The organism is Dietzia sp. Alg238-R159 (genome assembly GCF_900537145.1).
Classification (GTDB): domain Bacteria; phylum Actinomycetota; class Actinomycetes; order Mycobacteriales; family Mycobacteriaceae; genus Dietzia; species Dietzia kunjamensis.
The window spans coordinates 938,096-958,847 of the sequence record NZ_UNRI01000001.1 but is presented as its reverse complement, the minus strand read 5'-3'; the positions used below and the strand labels follow the sequence as shown (position 1 = coordinate 958,847).

General features: G+C 70.6%; 24 protein-coding genes. All 24 read right to left on the bottom strand.

Annotation, left to right across the window (positions count from 1 at the left end; all coding sequences use genetic code 11):
- Positions 1–29: 29 nt before the first annotated feature.
- Positions 30–689 carry an MBL fold metallo-hydrolase gene (locus G6R20_RS04510; RefSeq protein ID WP_205475720.1) on the bottom strand — a complete coding sequence of 220 codons (660 nt, stop codon included), beginning with the start codon at positions 687–689 and terminating at the stop codon, positions 30–32.
- Complete coding sequence (locus G6R20_RS04505) at positions 686–1,771, bottom strand: S-(hydroxymethyl)mycothiol dehydrogenase (RefSeq protein WP_163375658.1); 1,086 nt, start codon at positions 1,769–1,771, stop codon at positions 686–688. Before G6R20_RS04505 ends, G6R20_RS04510 begins: the two co-directional genes overlap by 4 nt.
- 139 nt (positions 1,772–1,910) lie before the next feature.
- Entirely contained in the window at positions 1,911–2,624 is a 714-nt protein-coding gene (locus tag G6R20_RS04500) for a M23 family metallopeptidase (protein WP_163375657.1), read from the bottom strand.
- A gap of 206 nt (positions 2,625–2,830) precedes the next feature.
- Entirely contained in the window at positions 2,831–4,249 is a 1,419-nt protein-coding gene (gene pyk, locus G6R20_RS04495; RefSeq protein ID WP_163375656.1) for a pyruvate kinase, read from the bottom strand.
- A 46-nt stretch (positions 4,250–4,295) separates the two neighbouring features.
- Entirely contained in the window at positions 4,296–5,204 is a 909-nt protein-coding gene (gene lgt, locus G6R20_RS04490) for a prolipoprotein diacylglyceryl transferase (RefSeq protein WP_163375655.1), read from the bottom strand.
- Complete coding sequence (gene trpA / locus G6R20_RS04485) at positions 5,201–5,992, bottom strand: tryptophan synthase subunit alpha (RefSeq protein WP_163375654.1); 792 nt, start codon at positions 5,990–5,992, stop codon at positions 5,201–5,203. Before trpA ends, lgt begins: the two co-directional genes overlap by 4 nt.
- Positions 5,989–7,284 carry a tryptophan synthase subunit beta gene (gene trpB, locus G6R20_RS04480; protein WP_163375733.1) on the bottom strand — a complete coding sequence of 432 codons (1,296 nt, stop codon included), beginning with the start codon at positions 7,282–7,284 and terminating at the stop codon, positions 5,989–5,991. The genes trpA and trpB overlap by 4 nt, the downstream gene beginning before the upstream one ends.
- A 66-nt stretch (positions 7,285–7,350) precedes the next feature.
- Positions 7,351–8,163 (bottom strand): indole-3-glycerol phosphate synthase TrpC, encoded by an 813-nt coding sequence (trpC, locus tag G6R20_RS04475; protein ID WP_163375653.1) that lies wholly within the window; start codon positions 8,161–8,163, stop codon positions 7,351–7,353.
- 95 nt (positions 8,164–8,258) lie between these two features.
- Positions 8,259–8,906, bottom strand: coding sequence for a TIGR02234 family membrane protein (locus G6R20_RS04470; RefSeq protein ID WP_240341258.1), 648 nt, complete (start codon positions 8,904–8,906; stop codon positions 8,259–8,261).
- Complete coding sequence (locus tag G6R20_RS04465) at positions 8,903–10,444, bottom strand: anthranilate synthase component I (protein ID WP_163375652.1); 1,542 nt, start codon at positions 10,442–10,444, stop codon at positions 8,903–8,905. Before G6R20_RS04465 ends, G6R20_RS04470 begins: the two co-directional genes overlap by 4 nt.
- Positions 10,441–10,620, bottom strand: coding sequence for a tautomerase family protein (locus G6R20_RS04460; RefSeq protein WP_163375651.1), 180 nt, complete (start codon positions 10,618–10,620; stop codon positions 10,441–10,443). Before G6R20_RS04460 ends, G6R20_RS04465 begins: the two co-directional genes overlap by 4 nt.
- 5 nt (positions 10,621–10,625) lie before the next feature.
- Positions 10,626–10,979 carry a phosphoribosyl-AMP cyclohydrolase gene (gene hisI, locus G6R20_RS04455; protein WP_163375650.1) on the bottom strand — a complete coding sequence of 118 codons (354 nt, stop codon included), beginning with the start codon at positions 10,977–10,979 and terminating at the stop codon, positions 10,626–10,628.
- Complete coding sequence (gene hisF, locus G6R20_RS04450; RefSeq protein WP_163375649.1) at positions 10,976–11,749, bottom strand: imidazole glycerol phosphate synthase subunit HisF; 774 nt, start codon at positions 11,747–11,749, stop codon at positions 10,976–10,978. The genes hisI and hisF overlap by 4 nt, the downstream gene beginning before the upstream one ends.
- A 7-nt stretch (positions 11,750–11,756) precedes the next feature.
- On the bottom strand, positions 11,757–12,671 hold the full coding sequence (locus G6R20_RS04445; RefSeq protein ID WP_163375648.1) for an inositol monophosphatase family protein: 915 nt from the start codon (positions 12,669–12,671) through the stop codon (positions 11,757–11,759).
- A gap of 66 nt (positions 12,672–12,737) precedes the next feature.
- On the bottom strand, positions 12,738–13,493 hold the full coding sequence (priA, locus tag G6R20_RS04440; RefSeq protein WP_163375647.1) for a bifunctional 1-(5-phosphoribosyl)-5-((5-phosphoribosylamino)methylideneamino)imidazole-4-carboxamide isomerase/phosphoribosylanthranilate isomerase PriA: 756 nt from the start codon (positions 13,491–13,493) through the stop codon (positions 12,738–12,740).
- Complete coding sequence (locus G6R20_RS04435; protein WP_163375646.1) at positions 13,493–13,744, bottom strand: hypothetical protein; 252 nt, start codon at positions 13,742–13,744, stop codon at positions 13,493–13,495. Before G6R20_RS04435 ends, priA begins: the two co-directional genes overlap by 1 nt.
- Before the next feature lie 22 nt (positions 13,745–13,766).
- Positions 13,767–14,435 (bottom strand): imidazole glycerol phosphate synthase subunit HisH, encoded by a 669-nt coding sequence (hisH, locus tag G6R20_RS04430; protein WP_163375645.1) that lies wholly within the window; start codon positions 14,433–14,435, stop codon positions 13,767–13,769.
- On the bottom strand, positions 14,432–15,679 hold the full coding sequence (locus tag G6R20_RS04425; RefSeq protein WP_163375644.1) for an MFS transporter: 1,248 nt from the start codon (positions 15,677–15,679) through the stop codon (positions 14,432–14,434). The genes hisH and G6R20_RS04425 overlap by 4 nt, the downstream gene beginning before the upstream one ends.
- A gap of 7 nt (positions 15,680–15,686) precedes the next feature.
- Entirely contained in the window at positions 15,687–16,310 is a 624-nt protein-coding gene (gene hisB, locus G6R20_RS04420) for an imidazoleglycerol-phosphate dehydratase HisB (protein WP_163375643.1), read from the bottom strand.
- The gene (locus G6R20_RS04415) at positions 16,307–17,446 is read right to left on the bottom strand and encodes a histidinol-phosphate transaminase (protein ID WP_163375642.1); all 1,140 of its coding nucleotides are present in this window, start codon (positions 17,444–17,446) and stop codon (positions 16,307–16,309) included. Before G6R20_RS04415 ends, hisB begins: the two co-directional genes overlap by 4 nt.
- Positions 17,443–18,783: a histidinol dehydrogenase gene (gene hisD / locus G6R20_RS04410; RefSeq protein WP_159148056.1), complete on the bottom strand. Its 1,341-nt coding sequence runs from the start codon at positions 18,781–18,783 to the stop codon at positions 17,443–17,445. The genes G6R20_RS04415 and hisD overlap by 4 nt, the downstream gene beginning before the upstream one ends.
- A gap of 20 nt (positions 18,784–18,803) precedes the next feature.
- Positions 18,804–19,034 carry a hypothetical protein gene (locus tag G6R20_RS04405; protein ID WP_119191832.1) on the bottom strand — a complete coding sequence of 77 codons (231 nt, stop codon included), beginning with the start codon at positions 19,032–19,034 and terminating at the stop codon, positions 18,804–18,806.
- 29 nt (positions 19,035–19,063) lie between these two features.
- Entirely contained in the window at positions 19,064–19,999 is a 936-nt protein-coding gene (locus G6R20_RS04400; protein WP_163375641.1) for a hypothetical protein, read from the bottom strand.
- Positions 19,999–20,625, bottom strand: coding sequence for a hypothetical protein (locus G6R20_RS04395; protein WP_163375640.1), 627 nt, complete (start codon positions 20,623–20,625; stop codon positions 19,999–20,001). The genes G6R20_RS04400 and G6R20_RS04395 overlap by 1 nt, the downstream gene beginning before the upstream one ends.
- Positions 20,626–20,752: the final 127 nt, after the last annotated feature.

The following is a 20,752-nucleotide window of genomic DNA, read 5'->3' as shown; positions in this document are numbered from 1 at the left end:
CGGTCCGGGTCGCGACCACCACCGCGGTGTCAGTGCCCGCGGGCGATCCACTCCTCCAGGTGCGGGGACTCGTCCCCGACCTTCGTCCCGTCACCGTGGCCGGTGTGCACCAAGGTCTCCGCGGGCAGCGTGAGGATGCGCTCGCGGATGGAGGTGATGATGGTCGGGAAATCCGAGTACGACCGGCCCGTCGCGCCCGGACCGCCGGAGAACAGGGTGTCGCCGGAGAACAGCACGCCCGCCTCGGGAACGTGGAACACGCAGGATCCCGGTGAGTGCCCCGGCGTGTTCATCACCTCGACGCGGGTACCCGCGATCTCGAGCCGCTGCCCGTCCTCCAGATCACCGTGGGAGACCGTGGGATGGGTCTCGTCCCACAGCATCTGATCACCCGGGTGCACCAGGATCGGCGCATCCAACTTCTCCGACAGCTCCGGTGCCACGGTGATGTGGTCGTTGTGGGCGTGCGAGCACAGGATGCCCTTGACCTTGCGGCCCGCCACCGCATCGATGATCGGCTGCGCGGAGTGGGCCGCGTCGATCACGAACACCTCGGAGTCGTCCCCGAGGATCCAGATGTTGTTGTCCACCTCCCACTCGCCGCCGTCGAGCGCGAAGATCCCGCTCGTCACGACCTTCTCGATACGCAGACCACCGGCAGTGCCGGCGCTGGTGTGGATCTCGCTCACAACGTCACCACCGATCGGAGGACGGACCCGGACTTCATGGCGTCGAACGCCGCCTCGACGGCGTCGATGCCGATTCGCTCGGTGACGAACTTCTCCAGCGGGAGTCGACCCTGCAGGTGCAGGTCGACGAGCATCGGGAAATCACGCTCGGGCAGGCAGTCGCCGTACCAGGACGACTTGAGCGAACCACCGCGGCCGAAGAAGTCCAGCAGCGGCAACTCCAACCTCATCTCCGGCGTGGGCACGCCCACCAGGACCACGGTCCCGGCGAGATCCCGCGCGTAGAAGGCCTGCTCGTACGTCTCCGGCCGACCGACGGCGTCGATCACGACGTCGGCCCCGAAGCCACCCGTGAGCTCCTGGATCGCGGCCACCGGATCGGTCGAGGTCGAGTTGACCGCGTGGGTCGCCCCGAAGTCCTTCGCCCACTCGAGCTTGGTGTCGTCGATGTCCACCGCGATGATCGTCGACGCGCCCGCGAGCCGGGCGCCCACGACCGCGGCGACGCCGACGCCACCACAGCCGATGACGGCGACGGACTGACCGCGGCTGACCTGACCGGTGTTGACGGCCGCACCGAGGCCGGCCATGACGCCGCAGCCGAGCAGCCCCGCCACGGCCGGGTCGGCGGCCGGGTCGACCTTGGTGCACTGACCCTCGTGGACGAGGGTCTTGTCGATGAACGCGCCGATCCCCAGGGCGGGGGTGAGCTCGGTGCCGTCCGTCAGCGTCATCTTCTGCGAAGCGTTGTGGGTGGCGAAGCAGTACTGCTGCTGACCCCTCTTGCATGCCCGGCACTCGCCGCACACGGCGCGCCAGTTGAGGACGACGAAGTCGCCCTCCGCCACGTGCGTGACCCGATCCCCGATGGTCTCGACGATGCCCGCGGCCTCGTGGCCGAGCAGGAACGGGTACTCGTCGTTGATCCCGCCGTCCCGGTACGCCAGGTCCGTATGGCAGACGCCGCACGCCTGCACCCGCACGATCACATCGTTCGGTCCGGGATCGGGGACGACGACGTCGACCAACTCGACCTCGGACCCCTTGCTGCGGGCGATGACGCCCTTGACGGTCTGCGACATGGATCGCCTCTCGACTGTTGGTGGATTCTCTCGACCCACTGTGTCAGAAACGCCCGACACGTGGCCGGACAACGCGGCGCGCCCCGCCTCCTCGAGGGGAGACGGGGCGCGACGTGCGTGGCGGGTGGCCGGCGACCGATCAGACGGCGACGCCGTTGGCGCGCAGCCACGGCACGGGATCGATCCACTGGCCGGCCGGGTTGCGGACGCCGAAGTGCAGGTGCGGACCGGTGGAGTAGCCGCGGTTGCCGACCGTTCCGATGACCTGGCCGGCGTTGACGCGCTGGCCGACCGCGACGTAGTTCTTGTCGTTGTGGCCGTACTCGAGCAGGTGCCCGTCGTCGGTCTGGATGCGGATCCACAGACCGTAACCGGAGGCCGGGCCGGCCGCGACGACGGTGCCGGACTTGGCGGCGAACATCGGGGTGCCGATCGGCGCACCGAAGTCCGTGCCGTTGTGGAAGGTGCCCCAGCGGGGGCCGAAGCCGGAGGTGATGGGCCCGTAGGTCGGGGCGTGGCCGCCGCCGATCGCCGGGATACCGAGCGAGCCGAAGACGGCCGGGTCGATGGCGTACTCGCGCAGCTGGTCCTCGGTCAAGCCGATTCCCTGGATGACGCCCTGCGCCATCTCGGCGAGCTGGTCCGCGTTGACGTCCGCGGACTGGGCGGAGGCGACGGGGGCCGCGGCCATGGCCAGGCCTCCCGAGAGGGCGGCGCCCGCGACGGTGCCGGCCACGATGCGGCCCATGTGGGTCGAGCGGGCCGCGCGGTGGCGCCCGGCGGTCGCGCCGGAGCCCTCGACACCGAGTCGATCGGCGAGCTCGGCGAAGGGAATGCGAGTGGCGTCGGACATCAGGGAACCTCAGAGACTGGAAAGCGGGTGAAGCAGGGACGTGACCGGCTTCCCCGGTCGACTCCAAGAAGGTAACAGAAGTGTCTCGGCCCTGTCACGTCAAAAGCACGAAAGAATACGAAAGCGCCGGTGAGCGGGGTGCTCACCGGCGCCGCGACTTCGTTACCTGACGGTGATCAGGCGAAGTCGGTGTCGCAGTTGCTACTTCAGTGGTCGACCTCGCCCATCCGGTGGACGAGGATGAAGTTGGTCGATCCCTCGACGCCCGGCACGTTCCCCGCGACGAGCACGATCAGGTCGTCCTCGTTGTACCCGTCGAGCGGGAGCAGCATCTCGTCGGTCACCTTGACGATCTCGGCGGTCTCGGTGATGCGGTCGGTGAGGAAGGTCTCGGTCCCCCACGTCAGGGCGAGCTGACTACGGATACGCGGATCGCTGGTGATCGCGATGAGCGGAAGGTGGCTGTGCAGCCGGGCCAGCCGCCGCACCGTGTCCCCGGTCGAGGTGACCGCGACGAGCGCCTTCGCCCCCAGCCGCTCACCGATCTCCCGGGCCGAGGCCGAGATGACACCCCTCTTGGTCCGCGGGACGTGCACCAGTTCGGGCGCGGCCGTGGAGTCCGACTCCACCGCGAGCGCGATCGACGACATGGTCCGCACGGTCTCGATCGGGTACTTGCCCACCGAGGTCTCGCCCGACAGCATCACCGCGTCCGCCCCGTCGAGGACGGCGTTCGCCACATCGGACGCCTCGGCCCGGGTGGGCCGGGAGTTCGTGATCATCGACTCGAGCATCTGGGTGGCCACGATCACCGGCTTCGCGTTCTCGCGCGCGATCTGGATGGCGCGCTTCTGGACCAGCGGCACCTCCTGCAGCGGCAGCTCCACACCCAGATCACCCCGGGCCACCATGATGGCGTCGAACGCCAGGACGATCGACTCGAGGTTCTTGACGGCCTCCGGCTTCTCGAGCTTGGCGATGACGGGCACGTGGATCCCCATCTCGTCCATCACCTCGTGCACGAGTTCGACGTCCGCCGGCGACCGCACGAACGACAGGGCGATGAAGTCCACCCCCAGGTCGAGGGCGAAACGCAGGTCGGCGATGTCCTTCTCGCTCAACGCGGGGACGGAGACGTTCATCCCGGGGAGGGAGACGCCCTTGTTGTTGGAGACCGTGCCGCCCTCGGTGACGACACAGTGGACGTCGTCCCCGTCGACCTGTTCGACGGTGAGTCCGATGTTGCCGTCGTCGACCAGCAGCCGATCGCCCGGGCGGGCGTCGTTCGCCAGCCCCTTGTAGGTGGTGGAGACGCGGTCCTTGGTGCCCTCCACCTCCGCGACGGTGATGACGACACGGTCACCCTCGACCCACTCGTGCTTGCCCTCGATGAAGCGGCCGAGTCGGATCTTGGGGCCCTGCAGGTCCGCGAGGACGCCGACGGCCCTGCCGGACTCGTCGGAGGCCTTGCGGACCCACCGGTAGTTGGCCTCGTGGTCGGCGTGCTCTCCGTGGCTGAAGTTGAGGCGGGCGACATCCATCCCCGCGTCGACCAGCTCGCGGATTCCCTCCTCGGAGGCGACGGCGGGACCCAGGGTGCAGACGATCTTGGTACGACGATTCACTCCACCCAATCTAGTCCCCTCGACCGGCCGCCCGGTTAACCCGAGGTCAACGACCGGCCAACGGGGGTGCGTCGCCGGCGGAACCGCCCGATGCCGTGTCGTCCACACCGTCGTCGGGGGCCCGCAGCTCGGACGGCTCCTCGCGACCGCGGCGCGCCCGCCAGAGGTACACCAGTGCGCCGAGCATGACGACCAGCGAGACGATGGTGTTGATGCGCAGTCCGAACACCTCGGTGGCGGCGTCCGCGCGCAGCAGCTCCACCCAGAAGCGTCCGAAGCAGTACAACGCCACGTAGAGCGCGAAGAGCCGACCGTGGCCGAGTCGGAACCGTCTGTCGACGAGCACCAACACGAGCGCGACCAACACGTTCCACAGGAGTTCGTACAGGAACGTCGGATGGACGGTCGCCAGGACCTGGCCGGTCGACCGCCCGATGGTCTCGGAATACCCGTAGGACTCGTCGTAACGCTGGTAGATCTCCAGCGCCCAGGGCACGTCCGTCTCGCGACCGTAGAGTTCCTGGTTGAAGTAGTTGCCGAGTCGGCCGATCCCCTGCGCCAGCACGACGCCGGGCGCGATCGAGTCGCCCAGGGCGCCCAGTGCCCGGATCCCCTGTTGGCGCAGCCCGATGTAGGCGCCGAGAGCACCGAATGCGACGGCACCCCAGATCCCCAGGCCGCCGTCCCAGATCTTCAGCGCATCAACCGGGTTGCGCCCCTCCCCGAAGTACCGGTACCAATCCGTGGCGACGTGGTACACGCGGCCGCCGATCAGACCGAACGGGATGGCCCACAGTGCCGTGTCGAGCACGACCCCGGCGCGACCCCCGCGGGCGACCCAGCGCTTCTCTCCCCACCAGATGGCGATGACGATGCCGAGGATGATCCACAGGGCGTACGCGCGCAGAGGGAACGGCCCGAGCTCCCACACCCCCTGGGGAGGGCTGGGGATCACGAGCCCGCCCCGGGACGACGGACGCCCTCCGCCAGCTCGGCGGTCAGTCGCCTCAGGGAGTCCAGTCCCTCGGTCGCCGCCGTGATGAGCGCCGACCCGACGATCACGCCGTCGGCGTAGGAGGCGATCTCGGCCGCCTGGTCGCCGTTGCGGACCCCGAGTCCGACCCCGCAGGCGAGGTCGGAGACCTCGCGGACGCGCTCGGTGAGGATCCGGGGCGCGTCCGAGACGACGTCGCGGGCGCCGGTGACCCCCATGACCGCCTGGACGTAGACGAAACCGCCCGTGTGGGAGAGCGTCATCGCGAGGCGCTCGGGGGTCGACGACGGGGCGACGAGGAACACCCGGTCGATGCCGTGGGCGTCCGACGCGGCGATCCAGTCGTCGGCCTCGTCCGGGATGAGGTCCGGCGTGATGACGCCGGTCCCGCCGGCGGCGGCGAGGTCCGCCGCGAAACGGTCGACGCCGTACTGCAGCACCGGGTTCCAATACGTCATCACCACGGGCACCGCCCCGGCCTCGGCGACGGCGCGTACCACCTCGAAGGTGTCCGCGACGCGGAACCCGGCCTCGAGTGCGGTGTCGGCGGCGGCCTGGATGGTCGGCCCGTCCATCATGGGGTCGGAATAGGGGATGCCGACCTCGACGATGTCGCACCCGCCCTCGACCATCGCGCGCACGGCGTCGATCGATCCCTCGACAGTCGGGTAGCCGGCCGGGTAGTACCCGATGAGTGCGGCCCGGTTCTCGCCCCGGCACCGCTCGAACACGTCACTGAGAACGCTCATCCCTCGACTCCCCCGTCCGCGTACTCGCCCTCGCCGTCGTCGGCGCCCTGGCTCGAATCCACCCCGGCCTCGGGCGGGGTCCCCCCGTCCAACAGGCCGAACCACCGGGCGGCGGTGTCGACGTCCTTGTCGCCACGACCCGAGACGTTGACCAGGATCAGCCCCACGCCCTCCGCGGCGAGCTGCGCGGCGCCGGCGATCGCGTGAGCCGACTCGATCGCGGGGATGATGCCCTCGGTGCGGCACAACTGTGCGAACGCATCCATGGCCTGGGTATCCGTGATCGGGCGGTACTCGGCCCGCCCGATCTCGGCCAGGCGCGAATGCTCGGGCCCGACACCCGGGTAGTCCAGGCCGGCCGAGATCGAGTGGGACTCGATCGTCTGCCCGTCGGTGTCCTGCATGAGATGGGCGTACGACCCCTGGAAGACGCCCGGTGTACCGGCGTTGACGGTCGCCGCGGTACGTCCGGACTCCACGCCGTCGCCCCCGGCCTCGCAGCCGACGAGACGGACCGACTCGTCCCCGAGGAACGGGTGGAACAGGCCGATCGCGTTGGAGCCGCCGCCGACGCACGCCACGGCGGCGTCCGGCAGGCGCCCGGCCTGCTCGAGGATCTGCACCCGGGCCTCCGCACCGACGATGCGCTGGAAGTCGCGGACCATGGTCGGGAAGGGGTGCGGCCCGGCCGCGGTACCGAAGGCATAGTAGGTGTCGTCCGCGTGGGCGACCCAGTCCCGCATGGCCTCGTTGATCGCGTCCTTGAGTGTGGCCGAGCCGATCTCCACGGCCTCCACCTCGGCACCGAGCAGGCGCATCCGGGCGACGTTGAGCGCCTGCCTGCGCACGTCCACCGCGCCCATGTAGACCTTGCACTCCAGGCCGAGGAGGGCGCAGGCGGTGGCGGTGGCCACACCGTGTTGGCCGGCACCGGTCTCCGCGATCACCCGCTTCTTGCCCATCCGCTGCGCGAGCAGCGCCTGGCCGAGGACGTTGTTGATCTTGTGGGAGCCCGTGTGGTTGAGATCCTCACGCTTGAGGAAGACCCGCGCACCGATCTCCGCACCGAACCGCTTCGCCTCGTACAACGGCGACGGCCGGCCCGAGTAGTGACGCTGCAGCCGGTCGAGCTCGTCGAGGTAGTCCTCGTCGGCCCTGGCCTTGGCATAGGCGTCGGTCACCTCGTCGACCACCGCCATCAGCGCCTCGGGGACGTACCGGCCGCCGAACGGCCCCCAGTGGCCCCGTTGGTCGGGCTCATGTCCGGTGGTGGACCGGAGCACCTCTCCCATGGTGGGCAGTGACGGAAAATCCTTGGAGTTCACGCCCCCAGTCTGCCGGAAGCCCGCGGCCCCGGCCTAGCGGGGTCCTTGCGGGCAGGACGGGTGGGCACCGGCCGTGGCCAGGGCGTTGCAGGCCGCCCGCGGGTCGCCCTGCGTCACCAGTCCCTCGCCCACGAGCACGGCGTCCGCCCCGACGCTGGCGTACGCCAGGAGGTCCGAGGCGTCCCGGACCCCGGACTCGGCGATCTTGACGACGTCGGACGGAAGCCCCGGCGCGATCCTGGAGAACACGTCCCTGTCGACCTCGAGTGTCTTGAGGTTGCGGGCGTTGACACCGATGACCGTGGCGCCGGCTTCCAGCGCGCGGTCGGCCTCCTCCTCGGTATGGACCTCCACCAGAGCCGTCATACCCAACGACTCCGTGCGATCGAGGAGCGACACCAGGGCGTCCTGCTCGAGCGCGGCCACGATCAGCAGGATCAGATCCGCGCCGTGCGCCCGCGCCTCGTGGATCTGGTATGGCCCCACCACGAAGTCCTTCCGCAGGACCGGGATGTCGACCGCGCGTCGGACCGCGTCGAGATCTGCCAGGCTGCCGTGGAAACGGCGCTCCTCGGTGAGGCACGAGATGATGCGCGCCCCGCCCTCCTCGTACATCCGGGCAAGGACCGCGGGGTCGGGGATCTCGGCCAGGGCACCCTTGGACGGGCTGGCCCTCTTGACCTCGGCGATGACGCCCACTCCGGGGTCGCGCAGCACCTTGAGCGCGTCGAGTGGGTCCGGCGCCGACTGGGCCGCCTGCTTCACCGCCGCCATATCGATGACGGCCTCACGGGCCGCGACGTCCTCACGGACCCCGTCGAGAATCGAGTCGAGCACGGTACCCACCGTGACCTCCCTCTGCAGTCGTAGGGCGGAAAGTGTGATCGAGATCAACAATAGAGGTCCCGGCCGGGGTTCCCGAATCGGGACCCCCGACCCGGTCAGCCGGTCGGATCCCGTCCGTCGTCCAGTTCCTGCCACAGATCCCGCCCGGCGTCGTCCTCCGGGCCCGGTCCGGTCGCCGCACTCTCCCGCCGGGCCGCCGGGGTCACGTACCGGTCGTCGCGGCGCACCGGACGGGCCGGATTGACGAGGACGACGATCCCCGCCGCCAGCAGGGCGACGGCCCCCGCGCCGGTGATCACGGGTCCCGCGGGCCGGGTCGACAACTCGATGATCTCCGACCACTGCGGGATCGCCTCCGCGCCCTCGGAACCCGGCCCGGCATCGGTCCGGGCCAGGCCCTCGTCACTCGTGATCACCGAGTGGACCCGGTCGGCGTCGACCTCCCCCACCGACATCACCATCAGGCCCCCGGCGGCCACGCCGAGAAGTGCGATGACGGCGCCCACCGCGCGGGCGGCGGCGCCGCGGACCAGAGCCACCGCGGCGACCGCCGCCAGGGCGCCCAGCGCGAGCGGGACGAGAGCGGGTTGCCAGTCCGCGCCGGTCAGGGCCCGCCGAGCCTGTCCCGATTGGTCGTTGAAGGCCTCCACGTCGAGCCACACCATCCGCGAGGCGACCCACAGCAGGGCCGCCCCCACGAGCAACAGGACGACCGGAACCAGGAGACGGGAGCGCTGGGTCACCGGCTCCGCCCCGCGTCGCGCAGCGTCTCCGCGGCGGCGACGGCCCGCAGGACCGCCATCGCCTTGTTGCGGCACTCGGCATCCTCCGAGGTCGCCACCGAGTCGGCGACGATCCCGGCACCCGCTTGGACATAGGCCGTGCCGTCCTTGATCACTGCCGACCGGATCGCGATGGCCTGGTCGGTGTTTCCGGCGAAGTCGACGTAGCCCACCACTCCCCCGTAGACGCCGCGTCGCGTGTCCTCGAGGTCCTCGATGATCTGCAGCGCACGGGGCTTGGGCGACCCGGACAGCGTGCCCGCCGGGAAACACGCGGTCACCGCGTCGATGCCGGTCTGCCCCTCGGCCAGTCGACCGGTCACCGTCGACACCAGGTGCATGACGTGGCTGTAGCGCTCGACCTGACGGAACTCCGTCACCTCCACCGTGCCCGGCACGCAGACCCGGCCGAGGTCGTTGCGGCCGAGATCGACCAGCATCAGATGTTCGGCGTTCTCCTTGGCGTCGTCCACCAGGTCCTTGCCGAGCAGGATGTCGTGCTCGTCGTCGTCGCCCCTCGGCCTGGTCCCCGCGATCGGATGGGTCGTCGCCACACCGTCCTTGACGGTCACCAACGCCTCGGGGCTCGATCCCACGATGGTGAAGGCGGTCCCGCCGAAACCGTCCTCCCCGCTCCCGTCCGGGATCGTCATGAGGAACATGTACGGGCTCGGGTTGGTGGTGCGCAGGATCCGATAGACGTCCCGCGGGGAGGCCTGGGTGTCGACCTCGAACCGCTGACTGAGGACCACCTGGAAGGCCTCGCCCGAGTAGATCTGTTCGATGATGTCTGCGACCCGCGAGTGGTAGGTCTCCTCATCCGTGCAGCGACGTACGTCTGGAGCCGGGGTGTCGAACACGCTCACCCCGCCCGCGCCGGGCGCGGCGAGTCGCGCCGTCATGGAGTCGACCCGGGCCACCGCGTCCGCGTAGGCCTCACCGACCCGCTCGTCGCTGCCGTCCCAGTTCACCGCATTGGCGATGAGATGGATCCGGCCCTCGTGATGGTCGAAGGCCGCCAGGTCAGTGGCGAGCAGCTGGACGAGCTCCGGCACCTGCAGGTCGTCCACCGTGTCCGGTTCGATCCGCTCGAGTCGACGCACGATGTCGTACCCGAGGTAACCCACCATCCCCGACGTCAACGGGGGCAGACCCGGGATCTGATCGGTCCGCAACAGGTCGAGTGTCCTCCGGAGCGCGTCCAGCGGGTCACCGCCGGTGGGCGCACCCGCCGGCACGTGGCCCCACCACGTGGCCTCCCCCGCGTCGTCGACGGTCAGCGCGGCGGCCGCGCCACAACCGATGAAGGACCACCGCGACCAGGAGCGTCCGTGCTCGGCCGACTCCAGGAGGAAGGTGCCCGGCCGGTCCCCGGCGAGCTTGATGTACGCGGACAGCGGCGTCTCGGAGTCCGCCAGGACCGTGCGCACCACCGGCACGACCCGGTGCCCCGCGGCGAGCGCGCGGAACTGTTCGAACGTCGTGGTCTCGGTGCTCATCCGAGGGCCTTGCCGCCGATCCCGAAGGAATCACGCGGCATGTCGTTGACGTGGACCCACACTTTCGCCGGGTCCTTGCCCGAGGCCTCCGCGTACGCGGCCGTGACGGCCTCGATGACGCGGGCCTTGTCCGCCGCGGCCATCCCGTCGAGCTGGTTGATCTGGATGAAGGGCACGCCGATCAGTCCTCTCCGAGCAGGGTTGCGGTGTCGAAACAGCTGGTGGTGCCGTTGTGGCAGGCCGCCCCGGTCTGGTCGACGTGGAGCAGGACGGCGTCGCCGTCGCAATCGATCTCCACACGACGCACGTGCTGGACGTGGCCGGAGGTCTCCCCCTTGACCCACCGCTGACCCCGCGAGCGGGAGTAGTACACACCCCGCCGGGTCGCCAGGGTCTCGGCGAGGGCCGCGTCGTCCATCCACGCCATCATGAGCACCCGGCCCGAGGTGGCGTCCTGCACGACCGCGGCGACCAGCCCGTCGACGTTGCGGGACAGCCGCTCGGCGATGGAACGGTCCAGGACGTGAGTGCTCATCGGACCGTGATCCCCTCGGCCGCGAGCGCCGACTTCACATCACCGATGGTCATCTCACCGAAGTGGAAGACACTGGCGGCGAGGACGGCGTCGGCCCCGGCGTGGACCGCCGGAGCGAAGTGCTCCACCGCGCCGGCCCCGCCCGAGGCGATGACGGGGATGGACACGGCCTCACGGACCGCCCGCACCATCGCCAGGTCGAAACCCGCCTTGGTGCCGTCGGCGTCCATCGAGTTGAGCAGGATCTCACCCACACCGAGGTCCTGGCCCCGCCTGGCCCACTCGACGGCGTCGATCCCGGTCCCACGACGACCGCCGTGGGTGGTGACCTCCCAGCCGGACGGGGTGGGCTCGGACCCCTCGGGCACGGTGCGCGCGTCCACCGACAGGACGATGCACTGCGAGCCGAAGCGGCGACTGAGCTCGCCGAGGAGCTCGGGACGGGCGATCGCGGCGGTGTTGACGCTGACCTTGTCCGCACCCGCCCGCAGGAGCTGGTTGACGTCCTCCTCGGTCCGCACCCCACCTCCGACGGTGAGCGGGATGAAGATCTGCTCGGCGGTGCGCCTGACCACGTCGATCATGGTGCTGCGTCCCGACGACGACGCGGTGACGTCGAGGAAGGTGAGTTCGTCGGCACCCTGCTCGTCGTAGGCGGCCGCCAGTTCGACGGGATCTCCCGCATCCCGGAGGTCGAGGAAGTTGACGCCCTTGACCACGCGGCCGGCGTCCACGTCGAGACACGGGATGACCCTGGTTGCGAGTGTCATGACCCGGTCACCGCCCGTTCTGGAGCCACGGACGGGGGCTCTCGGGTTCCGGAGTGGCGCGACGTCGCCCCGCCTCGAAGAAGTTGCTCGGCTCGCCGAGCTGTCGGATGGTGTCGAGGACCTCGGCGTGGGCCCGCGGGCCCGCGACGAGGATGGACTGGGAGTCGGTGGACCAGGGCTCCCCCGCGAGGTCCGTGACCACACCACCCGCGGCGCGGACGTGGGAGGCGCCGGCCGCGTTGTCCCAGGCGAGGTTGCCGAAGCTGACCGCGGCGGACAGCCTGCCCGACGCGACGAACGACAGATCGACCCCGGTGGAGCCGAACTTCCGGGTCCGTGCGGCGTCGAGCGTGAGCTGCTCGAAGACCTCGCGTCGATAGGCCGGCGGGTAGGTCGTACGCGCACCGGTGTTGAGCGACCCCAGTCCCAGGGCGACGTCGCGGATGGAGACGTCGGGGATCCGTGCGACCTCCTCACCGTTCTCCTTGAGCGGTCCGCCCGCGACGGAGGTGAACGTCAACCCCAGCAGCGGCAGCCACGTCAGGCCGAGCACCGGCTGGCGCTCGTGGACCAGCGAGACCAGGATGCCGGCGGTGGGGATACCGAGGGAGTAGTTGGCGGTGCCGTCGACGGGGTCGACGACCCACAGGGTGCCCTCGTTCACGGGCGGACCGCCGTACTCCTCGCCGTGCACCTCGAGCCCGGTCCCCTCCCGCAGCGCCTCCGAGATCCGGCGCTCCAGCTCCAGGTCCAGTTCGGTGGCGAAGTCGTTGCGCGAGCCCTTGTTCTGGATGCCCTGCGCCCCCACCCCCTCGACGAAGCGGGGCGTCACCTCATCGAGGACGCGCGTCGCCAGCGCGAGGGCCTCGGCCGGGTCGACGGGGAGGTCCGTCGGCAGGGTGTTTCCGGTCTGATCGTCCATCTCGGGCCTCCTGCTCGAGGTCATGCGGGGTCGGGAAGCTGCCAGGGGGGTGACGGCGTCGTGGAGTCAGCGGCGGCTGACGGCGGCGAGCGCCTCGGGGAGGGTGAACCTGCCCGCGTAGAGGGCCTTGCCCACGATCGCCCCCTCCACGCCCTGTGGCACCAGCGAGGCGATGGCCTCGAGATCCGCGACCGACGAGACGCCGCCCGACGCCACCACGGGGGCGTTGGTGGCCGCGCACACTTGCGAGAGCATCTCCAGGTTGGGTCCGTTGAGCATGCCGTCCTTGGAGACGTCGGTGACGACGTACCGGGCGCAGCCGTCCTTGTCCAGACGTTCGAGGACCTCCCAGAGGTTGCCACCGTCGGAAACCCATCCACGACCGCGCAACCTGGGCTCGCCGTCGACCACCCGCACATCGAGGCCCACCGCGATGCGGTCACCGTGACGGGCGATGGCCGAGGCACACCACTCCGGGTTCTCCAGCGCGGCCGTCCCGAGGTTCACGCGGGCGCACCCGGTGGCCAGGGCGGCCTCGAGCGAGTCGTCGTCGCGGATACCACCGGACATCTCGACCCTGACGTCGAGCGCCCCCACGACCTCGGCGAGCAGGTCCCGGTTCGACCCCCGACCGAAAGCGGCGTCGAGATCCACCAGGTGGACCCATTCCGCGCCGTCCCGCTGCCACTGCAGAGCCGCGTCCAGCGGGGCACCGTAGGACGTCTCGGTCCCGGCCTCCCCCTGGACGAGACGGACGGCCTGACCGTCGGCGACGTCGACGGCGGGAAGGAGTTCGAGGTAATTGGCGTTGGTCACGGCCATCAGCCTAGTCCGTCGTCACCGGCGTGCTCCGCCTGCCCGCCGGGCTCCTCGCCGTACTCGGCGCGGATCGCGCGATCGGTGATGCGGTTGGACACCAGGCCCATCGCGACGATCGACAGGATCACGCCGACCAGCGCGACGAGAGCCTTGCCGGCCGGCGGCACGGGCAGGAGGGCCACCGCGAGCGCGGTCAGGGCGAGACCCGACACCCCCGCCCCCGCGACTCCCAGGGCGAGCTGGGCGAAGGACACCGGGGCGGGGTCCCGAGAGCCGTCAACGGCGGACAGAACGAATCCAGTTCTCGAGCAGATGCAGTCCGGCATCGCCCGACTTCTCGGGGTGGAACTGGGTGGCGGACAAGGGCCCGTTCTCCACCGCGGCGATGAACCTCGTGCCGTGTTCGGCCCAGGTGACGTCCGGGGCACGGAGGTGGTCCGACGGCTCCATCTCCCAGCGCTGCACGCCGTACGAGTGGACGAAGTAGAAGCGTTCGTCAGCGGGCATGCCCGCGAACAACACCGATTCCGACGGCGCCTCGACGGTGTTCCACCCCATGTGCGGCAGCACGGGTGCGTCCAGCCTCTCCACCACGCCGGGCCACTCACCGCATCCGGGAACACCGGGCGAACCCTCGTGCTCACCGTCCGAGAACTCGGTGCCCCGATCGAACATGACCTGCATTCCCACGCAGATCCCCAGAACGGGGCGACCACCGGCGAGACGCTCTCCGATGATCCGCGGTCCCTTGACCGCCTCGAGGCCCTTCATGCACGCCGCGAACGCGCCGACCCCGGGGACGACCAACGCCTCGGCCTCGGTGGCGACGCGGGGGTCCGACGTGAGTTCGACCCGGGCGCCGACCCGCTCGAGCGCACGATGCGCCGAACGCAGGTTTCCGGAGCCGTAGTCCAGGAGTGCCACCCGCGTCGCCGAATTCGTCATTGGTCCACCTTATCGCCGGGGTCGTTCGGGGTCAGATCGCGCGTGGGTCTCGTACGCCGGGCACCCACCGCCGCAGGGCCGCCCACCGCGAGGACGACCCCCGCCGCGACGGTGAACAGCACGACGTAGCCGAAGCCCGCGAGCCCGCCCATGACCACGGAGCCGAGACCGGTTCCGGCGTCGAAGGAGATGTTCCACGACGCGGACGCCGTCCCCAGTCGCGAGCGCGGCATCCGCTCGAACGACGCCACCAGGGCCTCGTTCTGTACAGCACCGAACCCGAGGCCGAAGACGACGGTCGGGACGAGGAACCACCACGGGTTCACCTCCATCGTCAACAACCCGGCGATGCCGAGCATTCCGAGTGCCGCGACACCGAGGCCCGGCCAGACCAGCGACCCCGGGCCACGCCGGTCCGAGATGAGGCCGGCGACGGTGCGTCCGACGATGACACCGACGCCCAGCAGTCCGAGCCCGACGCCGGCGACGACAGCGCCGCTACCGGAGACCAGGGAATCCAACGCCGGCGACAGGAACGACGCCGCCGCCCCGTAGGGCAGGGTCACCGCCACCATGACGAGGAACGGGCCCGCGAGGAGGAGCACGACCTGCTTGGTACCGAGCGTCGACCGGTCCGTCTCCCCCGGTGGGCTCGGGTAGACGTGGGGCAGTCGCGCCGCGGCGACCAGGCCGACGACGCCGAACGCGGTGGCGGCCCAGGCCACCGTCGGCAGCCCGAGGAGGTCGAGCAGCCACAGTCCGACCGGCAGGAAGATCGCTTCGGAGATGCCCACGGCGAGACCGATCAGCGACGTGGCCCGACCGAGCATGCCGGGCGGGGCGAGCTCGGCCACGAGGGCGGAACCGGCGACGGTCATCATGCCGAACCCCGCACCGCGCACGCCGCTGATCGCCAACACCGCGATCGGGTTGTCGGAGAGGGCGAGCAGTCCCGAGGGCAGTCCGAGCAGGGAGCTGCCGATCCCCAGGACCCAGCGATAACCGATCGCACTCGTGACACGCGGGGTGGCGAGCTGGAACAGGACGGTCACCGTCATGAACACGCCGGTGGTGGCGCCGGCCACGAACTCGGTGCCGCCTCCGCGGACAACGGCGAGCGGTACCACCGGCAGCAGGAGGGAGAAGCCCCCGAACGCGAGCAGGACCAGGACGAACGCGGCCGCGACGCCGGGGGTGCGGGCCAGCGTCGAGAACGCCCCCGGCGTGGCGACGCGCGGGGTCACGCCGGCATCACAGCGCGCCCTTTGTCGACGGGATTCCGGTGATCCTCGGATCCGGTTCGACGGCTGCGCGCAGCGCCCGCGCCACCGCCTTGTACTCGGCCTCGGTGATGTGGTGCGGATCGCGGCCGTAGTGCACGCGGACATGCAGCGCGATCCGGGCGTTGTAGGCGAGGGTCTCGAACACGTGGCGGTTGAGGACCGTGCCGTAGGGCGCGCTGGCATGGCCGATGACCACGTATCCGATCATCAACTCCGGCTCACCGGTGTGCACGAAGTAGGGCCGCCCGGAGACGTCGACGACGGCCTCCGCGAGAGTCTCGTCCATCGGCAGCGAGCACTGGCCGAAGCGTCGGATGCCGCGCTTGTCGCCGAGGGCCTGCGCGAGGGCCTGCCCCAGGACGATCGACGTGTCCTCCACCGTGTGGTGTGCCTCGATCTCGCTGTCACCCGTCGCGCGCACGGTGAGGTCGAAGGCGCCGTGTTGGCCGAAGGCCGTGAGCATGTGGTCGAAGAACGGCACCCCGGTCGAGATGTCGGTCCGGCCGGTCCCGTCGAGGTCGATCTCCACGACGATCGACGACTCCTTGGTCGTCCTCTCGACCCGTCCCCGCCGCGCGGTCTGTTCACTCATCGCTTCTCCTCGGTTCCGGTCTCGATCTCCTCGGCCGCCAGTGCGGCGCTCACCTGCAACAGCTGATCGTTCTCGTGCTCGAGCCCGATGGTCGCACGAAGTCGACCCGGGATGCCCACGTCGCGGATCAGGACGCCCGCGTCCAGGTATCGCTGCCAGGCGCGCCCCGCGTCGACGAACGGCCCGTAGAGCACGAAGTTGGCCTCACTGGGAAGTACCTCGTACCCCTGTTCCTCCAGCCCGGCGGTGACGCGCTTGCGTTCCTCGGCGAGGAGCGCGACGGAGGCGAGTGTCTCGTCGGCGTGCCGGAGAGCTGCCCGGGCGGCGGCCTGCGCGATCATCGACAGGTGGTACGGCAGCCGCACGAGCAACACCGCCTCGACGAAGGACGGGTCGGCCGCGAAGTACCCGAGCCTGCCGCCGGCGAAGGCGAACGCCTTGCTCATCGTCCGCGACACGACGAGCGTGGCCGGGTAGTCGGCGAGCAGGGTGCAGGCGCTCGGGGAGGGCGAGAACTCCGCGTACGCCTCGTCCACCACCACGATGCCGGGCGCGGCGTCGAGCAGGCGGCGCAGGTCGTCGAGGTCGACCACGTGCCCTGTGGGGTTGTTGGGCGTGGTGACGAACACGACGTCCGGCCGGTGCTCCCCTATTGCCGCCACCGCGGCGTCGATGTCGATGGACAGGTCGGGCCCGCGGTCCACCGGGATCCACTCGGTGTCGGTACCGGCCGCGAGGATCGGGTGCATCGAGTAGCTGGGGACGAAGCCCATGGCGCTGCGCCCGGGCCCGCCGAACGCCTGCAGGAGCTGCTGCAGGATCTCGTTGGACCCGTTGGCGGCCCACACCATGTCGGTGTCGAGGTCCGCGCCGGTCTGCCGGGTCAGGTACGCGGCGAGATCACCCCGCAACGCGACGGCGTCACGGTCGGGATAGCGGTTGAGGTCTTCGGCGGCAGCGGCGACGGCGCCGGCGATGCCGGCGACCAGTTCCGCGCTGGGCGGGTGTGGGTTCTCGTTTGTGTTGAGCTGTACGGGGACCTCGAGTTGCGGGGCCCCGTAGGCGCTCTGGCCGCGGAGATTCTCCCGCAGCGGGAGGGCGCCGAGCCCGACTCCGGGACGTGGGGAATCGGTCATCGTCCGTCCTCTCCCGTGCCGAGGTCCTCGAACCGGGCCCGTACGGCCTCACCGTGCGCGGGCAGCCGCTCGGCGTCAGCGAGTGCGACTACGGTCGGCGCGATCTCCTTGAGGGCGGCCTGGTCGTAGTCGACGACATGGATTCCCCGGAGGAAGGTCTGCACGCTCAACCCCGACGAGTGTCGCGCCGTGCCGGACGTGGGCAGGACGTGGTTAGACCCCGCCGCGTAGTCCCCGAGCGGGACGGGCGAGTAGGCGCCCACGAAGATCGCGCCGGCGTTGCGCACGCGGGCGGCGTCGGCCGCGGAATCGCGGGTCTGGACCTCGAGGTGCTCGGCCGCGTAGGCGTCGACCACCCGCAGGCCGGCCTCGATATCGTCCACCAGGACGATGCCCGACTGCGGCCCCTCGAGCGCCTCGCGCACCCGGTCCGAGTTGAGGGTCACCTCGTAGCGCGCCTCGATCTCACGGTCCACGGCGTCCGCCAACGTTTCGGAGTGGGTGACCAGGACGCTCGCAGCGTTCGGGTCGTGCTCCGCCTGGCTGATGAGGTCGTACGCGACGTGGACCGGGTCGGCGGTGTCATCCGCGAGGATGGCGATCTCGGTGGGGCCCGCCTCGGAGTCGATGCCCACGACGCTGCGGCACAGGCGCTTGGCGGCGGTGACGTACACGTTGCCGGGGCCGGTGACCATGTCGACGGGCTCGAGAACGGAGTCATCCGTGTCCTGACCGCCGTAGGCGAGCAACGCCACGGCCTGGGCACCACCCACCGCCCAGACCTCCTCAACCCCGAGCAGTGAGCACGCGGCGAGAATGGTCGGGTGCGGCCAGCCACCGAAATCCGCCTGGGGCGGAGAGGCCACTGCCAGCGACCCGACCCCGGCGACCTGAGCCGGCACGACGTTCATGATCACGCTGGAGGGGTAGACGGCTTTACCGCCGGGAACGTAGAGGCCCACGCGTTCGACCGGCACCCAGCGCTCGGTGACGAACCCCCCGGGGGCGACCTCGGTGACGGTGTCACCGCGGCGCTGCGCGGAGTGGACGATGCGAGCACGACGGATCGCCTCCGACAGCGCGGCCCGGATGTCCGGGTCCAACTCGTCGACCGCCCGGGCGATGACCTCGGCCGGAACCCGGACCGACGCCGGACGGACCGAATCGAACGTCTCGCCGTACTCGAGTGCCGCCGGGGCCCCGTGCTCGCGGATCGCCTCGACCACCGGGCGGACGGTGTCGACGACAGAGTCGACGTCGGCGGCGCCGCGCGGGAGGGTGCGACGCAACTCGGCGGTGCCGAGACTGCGACCGCGCAGGTCGATGCGGGAGAGCATGGTGTGGCCTTTCCTTCGGGTCACGGGACGGCGACCACCCGGTCGACGGCCCTGACCCAGTCTAGGTGCGGCTGCCACGGCGACATCGTCACGCCACCCTCGCGGGTGTTGCCGGACCCGGCCTCCGCGTAAGGGCCCTGGTCGACCGCGCCGGGATTCGCCTGCTGTCGATACTGCTCACCCGCAAGCACTACGAGGTCGGGAGCGACGAACCGACAGGCGACCTTGTCTTCTTTCGTGTCGGTCGCCACGGTCGTGACAAGGCTCCCGCACGTGCGGGTCAGCAGGCTCCGCCCGGGATCGAGGGCAGCAGCGGCGCGAGGGCGTCCGCCATCGTCGACAGGTCCGCCGTCCCGGCCTCGAAGGACGGAGCATCGACCGCTATCGCGACGGCCACGTCCCCTCCGGCGCCCGGCACGATCCCGAACTGGCGGACCAGGTATCCGCCGCTCTCCCCCGGGCCCCAGCCGCCTTTGGACCGGGCCCCGGGGATCCGACCGAGACCCCAGCGCTGATCGGGCGAGACCTGGCCCATGAGCTCCAGGACCCGCCCGGCGGACCGCACGCAGGGCAGCCGACCACCGAAGCGGGCCTGATCGGTCAGCGCCCACCGGGTCTGACCGAAGACCGAATACTCCGCACGGGCCCGGACCGCCGGCACCTGTGTGGTGACGTCCCCGCCGTCGACCAGGACCGCCCCCACGGCCGAGGCCGCGGCGGTTCCGCCGCCGAGCGCGTTCCACAGCTGCTCGGCGGCCTGGTTGTCCGAGAGAGTGATCGCGGTGGCCGCATTCTCGAGCGCCTGCGGGTCGGTGCGGGCCACCGCGACGGCCAGCGGGACCTTGATGGTCGACCACGCCACACCCGTCCTCCACTCGCCCGCCGTCTGAACGTCCCCTCCGCCGACCGGCGACACGGCGATACCGGCGGTGCCGGACACCCCTTCGACAACCGAGGACAGGTCGATCGGCGCGCTCGGTGCCGGCGGGACGGCGGTGGGGGCCGCCGGCGGGGTGTCCGCGCGGACCTCCGGCGCTCCGACCCCGCCCTGCACGGGTGGCGGTGGCGCCCCGGTCACGGTGGCCACCGTCTCGGTGACGACCAGGACGGCCCGCTGCGCACCATCGGTCGCGCCGAGGGGGGAGCAGGCCCCCGCCGCGGCCGCTGTCGCGGCCGTGGCCGCCACGACCGCGCGCCTCCAGCGTAGCGGCACCATCAGTAGATGTAGACCACGGCGTTGTTGCCGCCGGTGCAGGTCACCACGTCTCCACCGGAACACGACATGGTGTATACCTCGCCGGTCACCGGACTGTAGGCGTCCAGGACCATCGGCGCGCCGTTGCCACCCGCCAGCAGGTATTCCGCCCACACGGACAGGGCGAACTCGCAGGAGGTGGCATTCGAACCCACCGCCGATCGCGAGTAGGCACCGTCTTCCGCGTTGGAGCATTCATACGAGCCGGACGGCGACGCCGGTCGCGCCGGTTGCACCGGTTGAGCGGGTCGAGCGGGTTGGACGGTGGGCTGGGCCGGGGACTCCGGCGCGGTGGCTGTCACCGAGACGGTGGAGGTCACCGGCGCTGCCGAGTCCTGTGTGAACCTCGGCACCACCAGGAAGACCGTGGCGATGACCAGCCCGATCAGGAGCATGGCACCGACGGTCAGGGCCACGATCGCGACCGGGGACATCCCCTGCTTACGTGGCGGGGCGCCGTAGTCCCCGTAGCCGCTCGATCCGTAGCCGCCGGCACCGTACCCGCCCGTTCCGTGCCCTGGCTGCTGGACGGCCCTGAACTCCGACGTGGGCGGCCCGTCCCATCCGGGGGGAGGATTCTGTGTCATGTCGCAGCTCCAGTCACCGGATCCGGCAGTCGCAGGATCCTAATCTGAAGGTGAGTTTATCGAGATACCCCGGTTTGACGAGGGTATATCGGGCCGACCACCCCACGTTCGGGAACGGCCTGTCAGG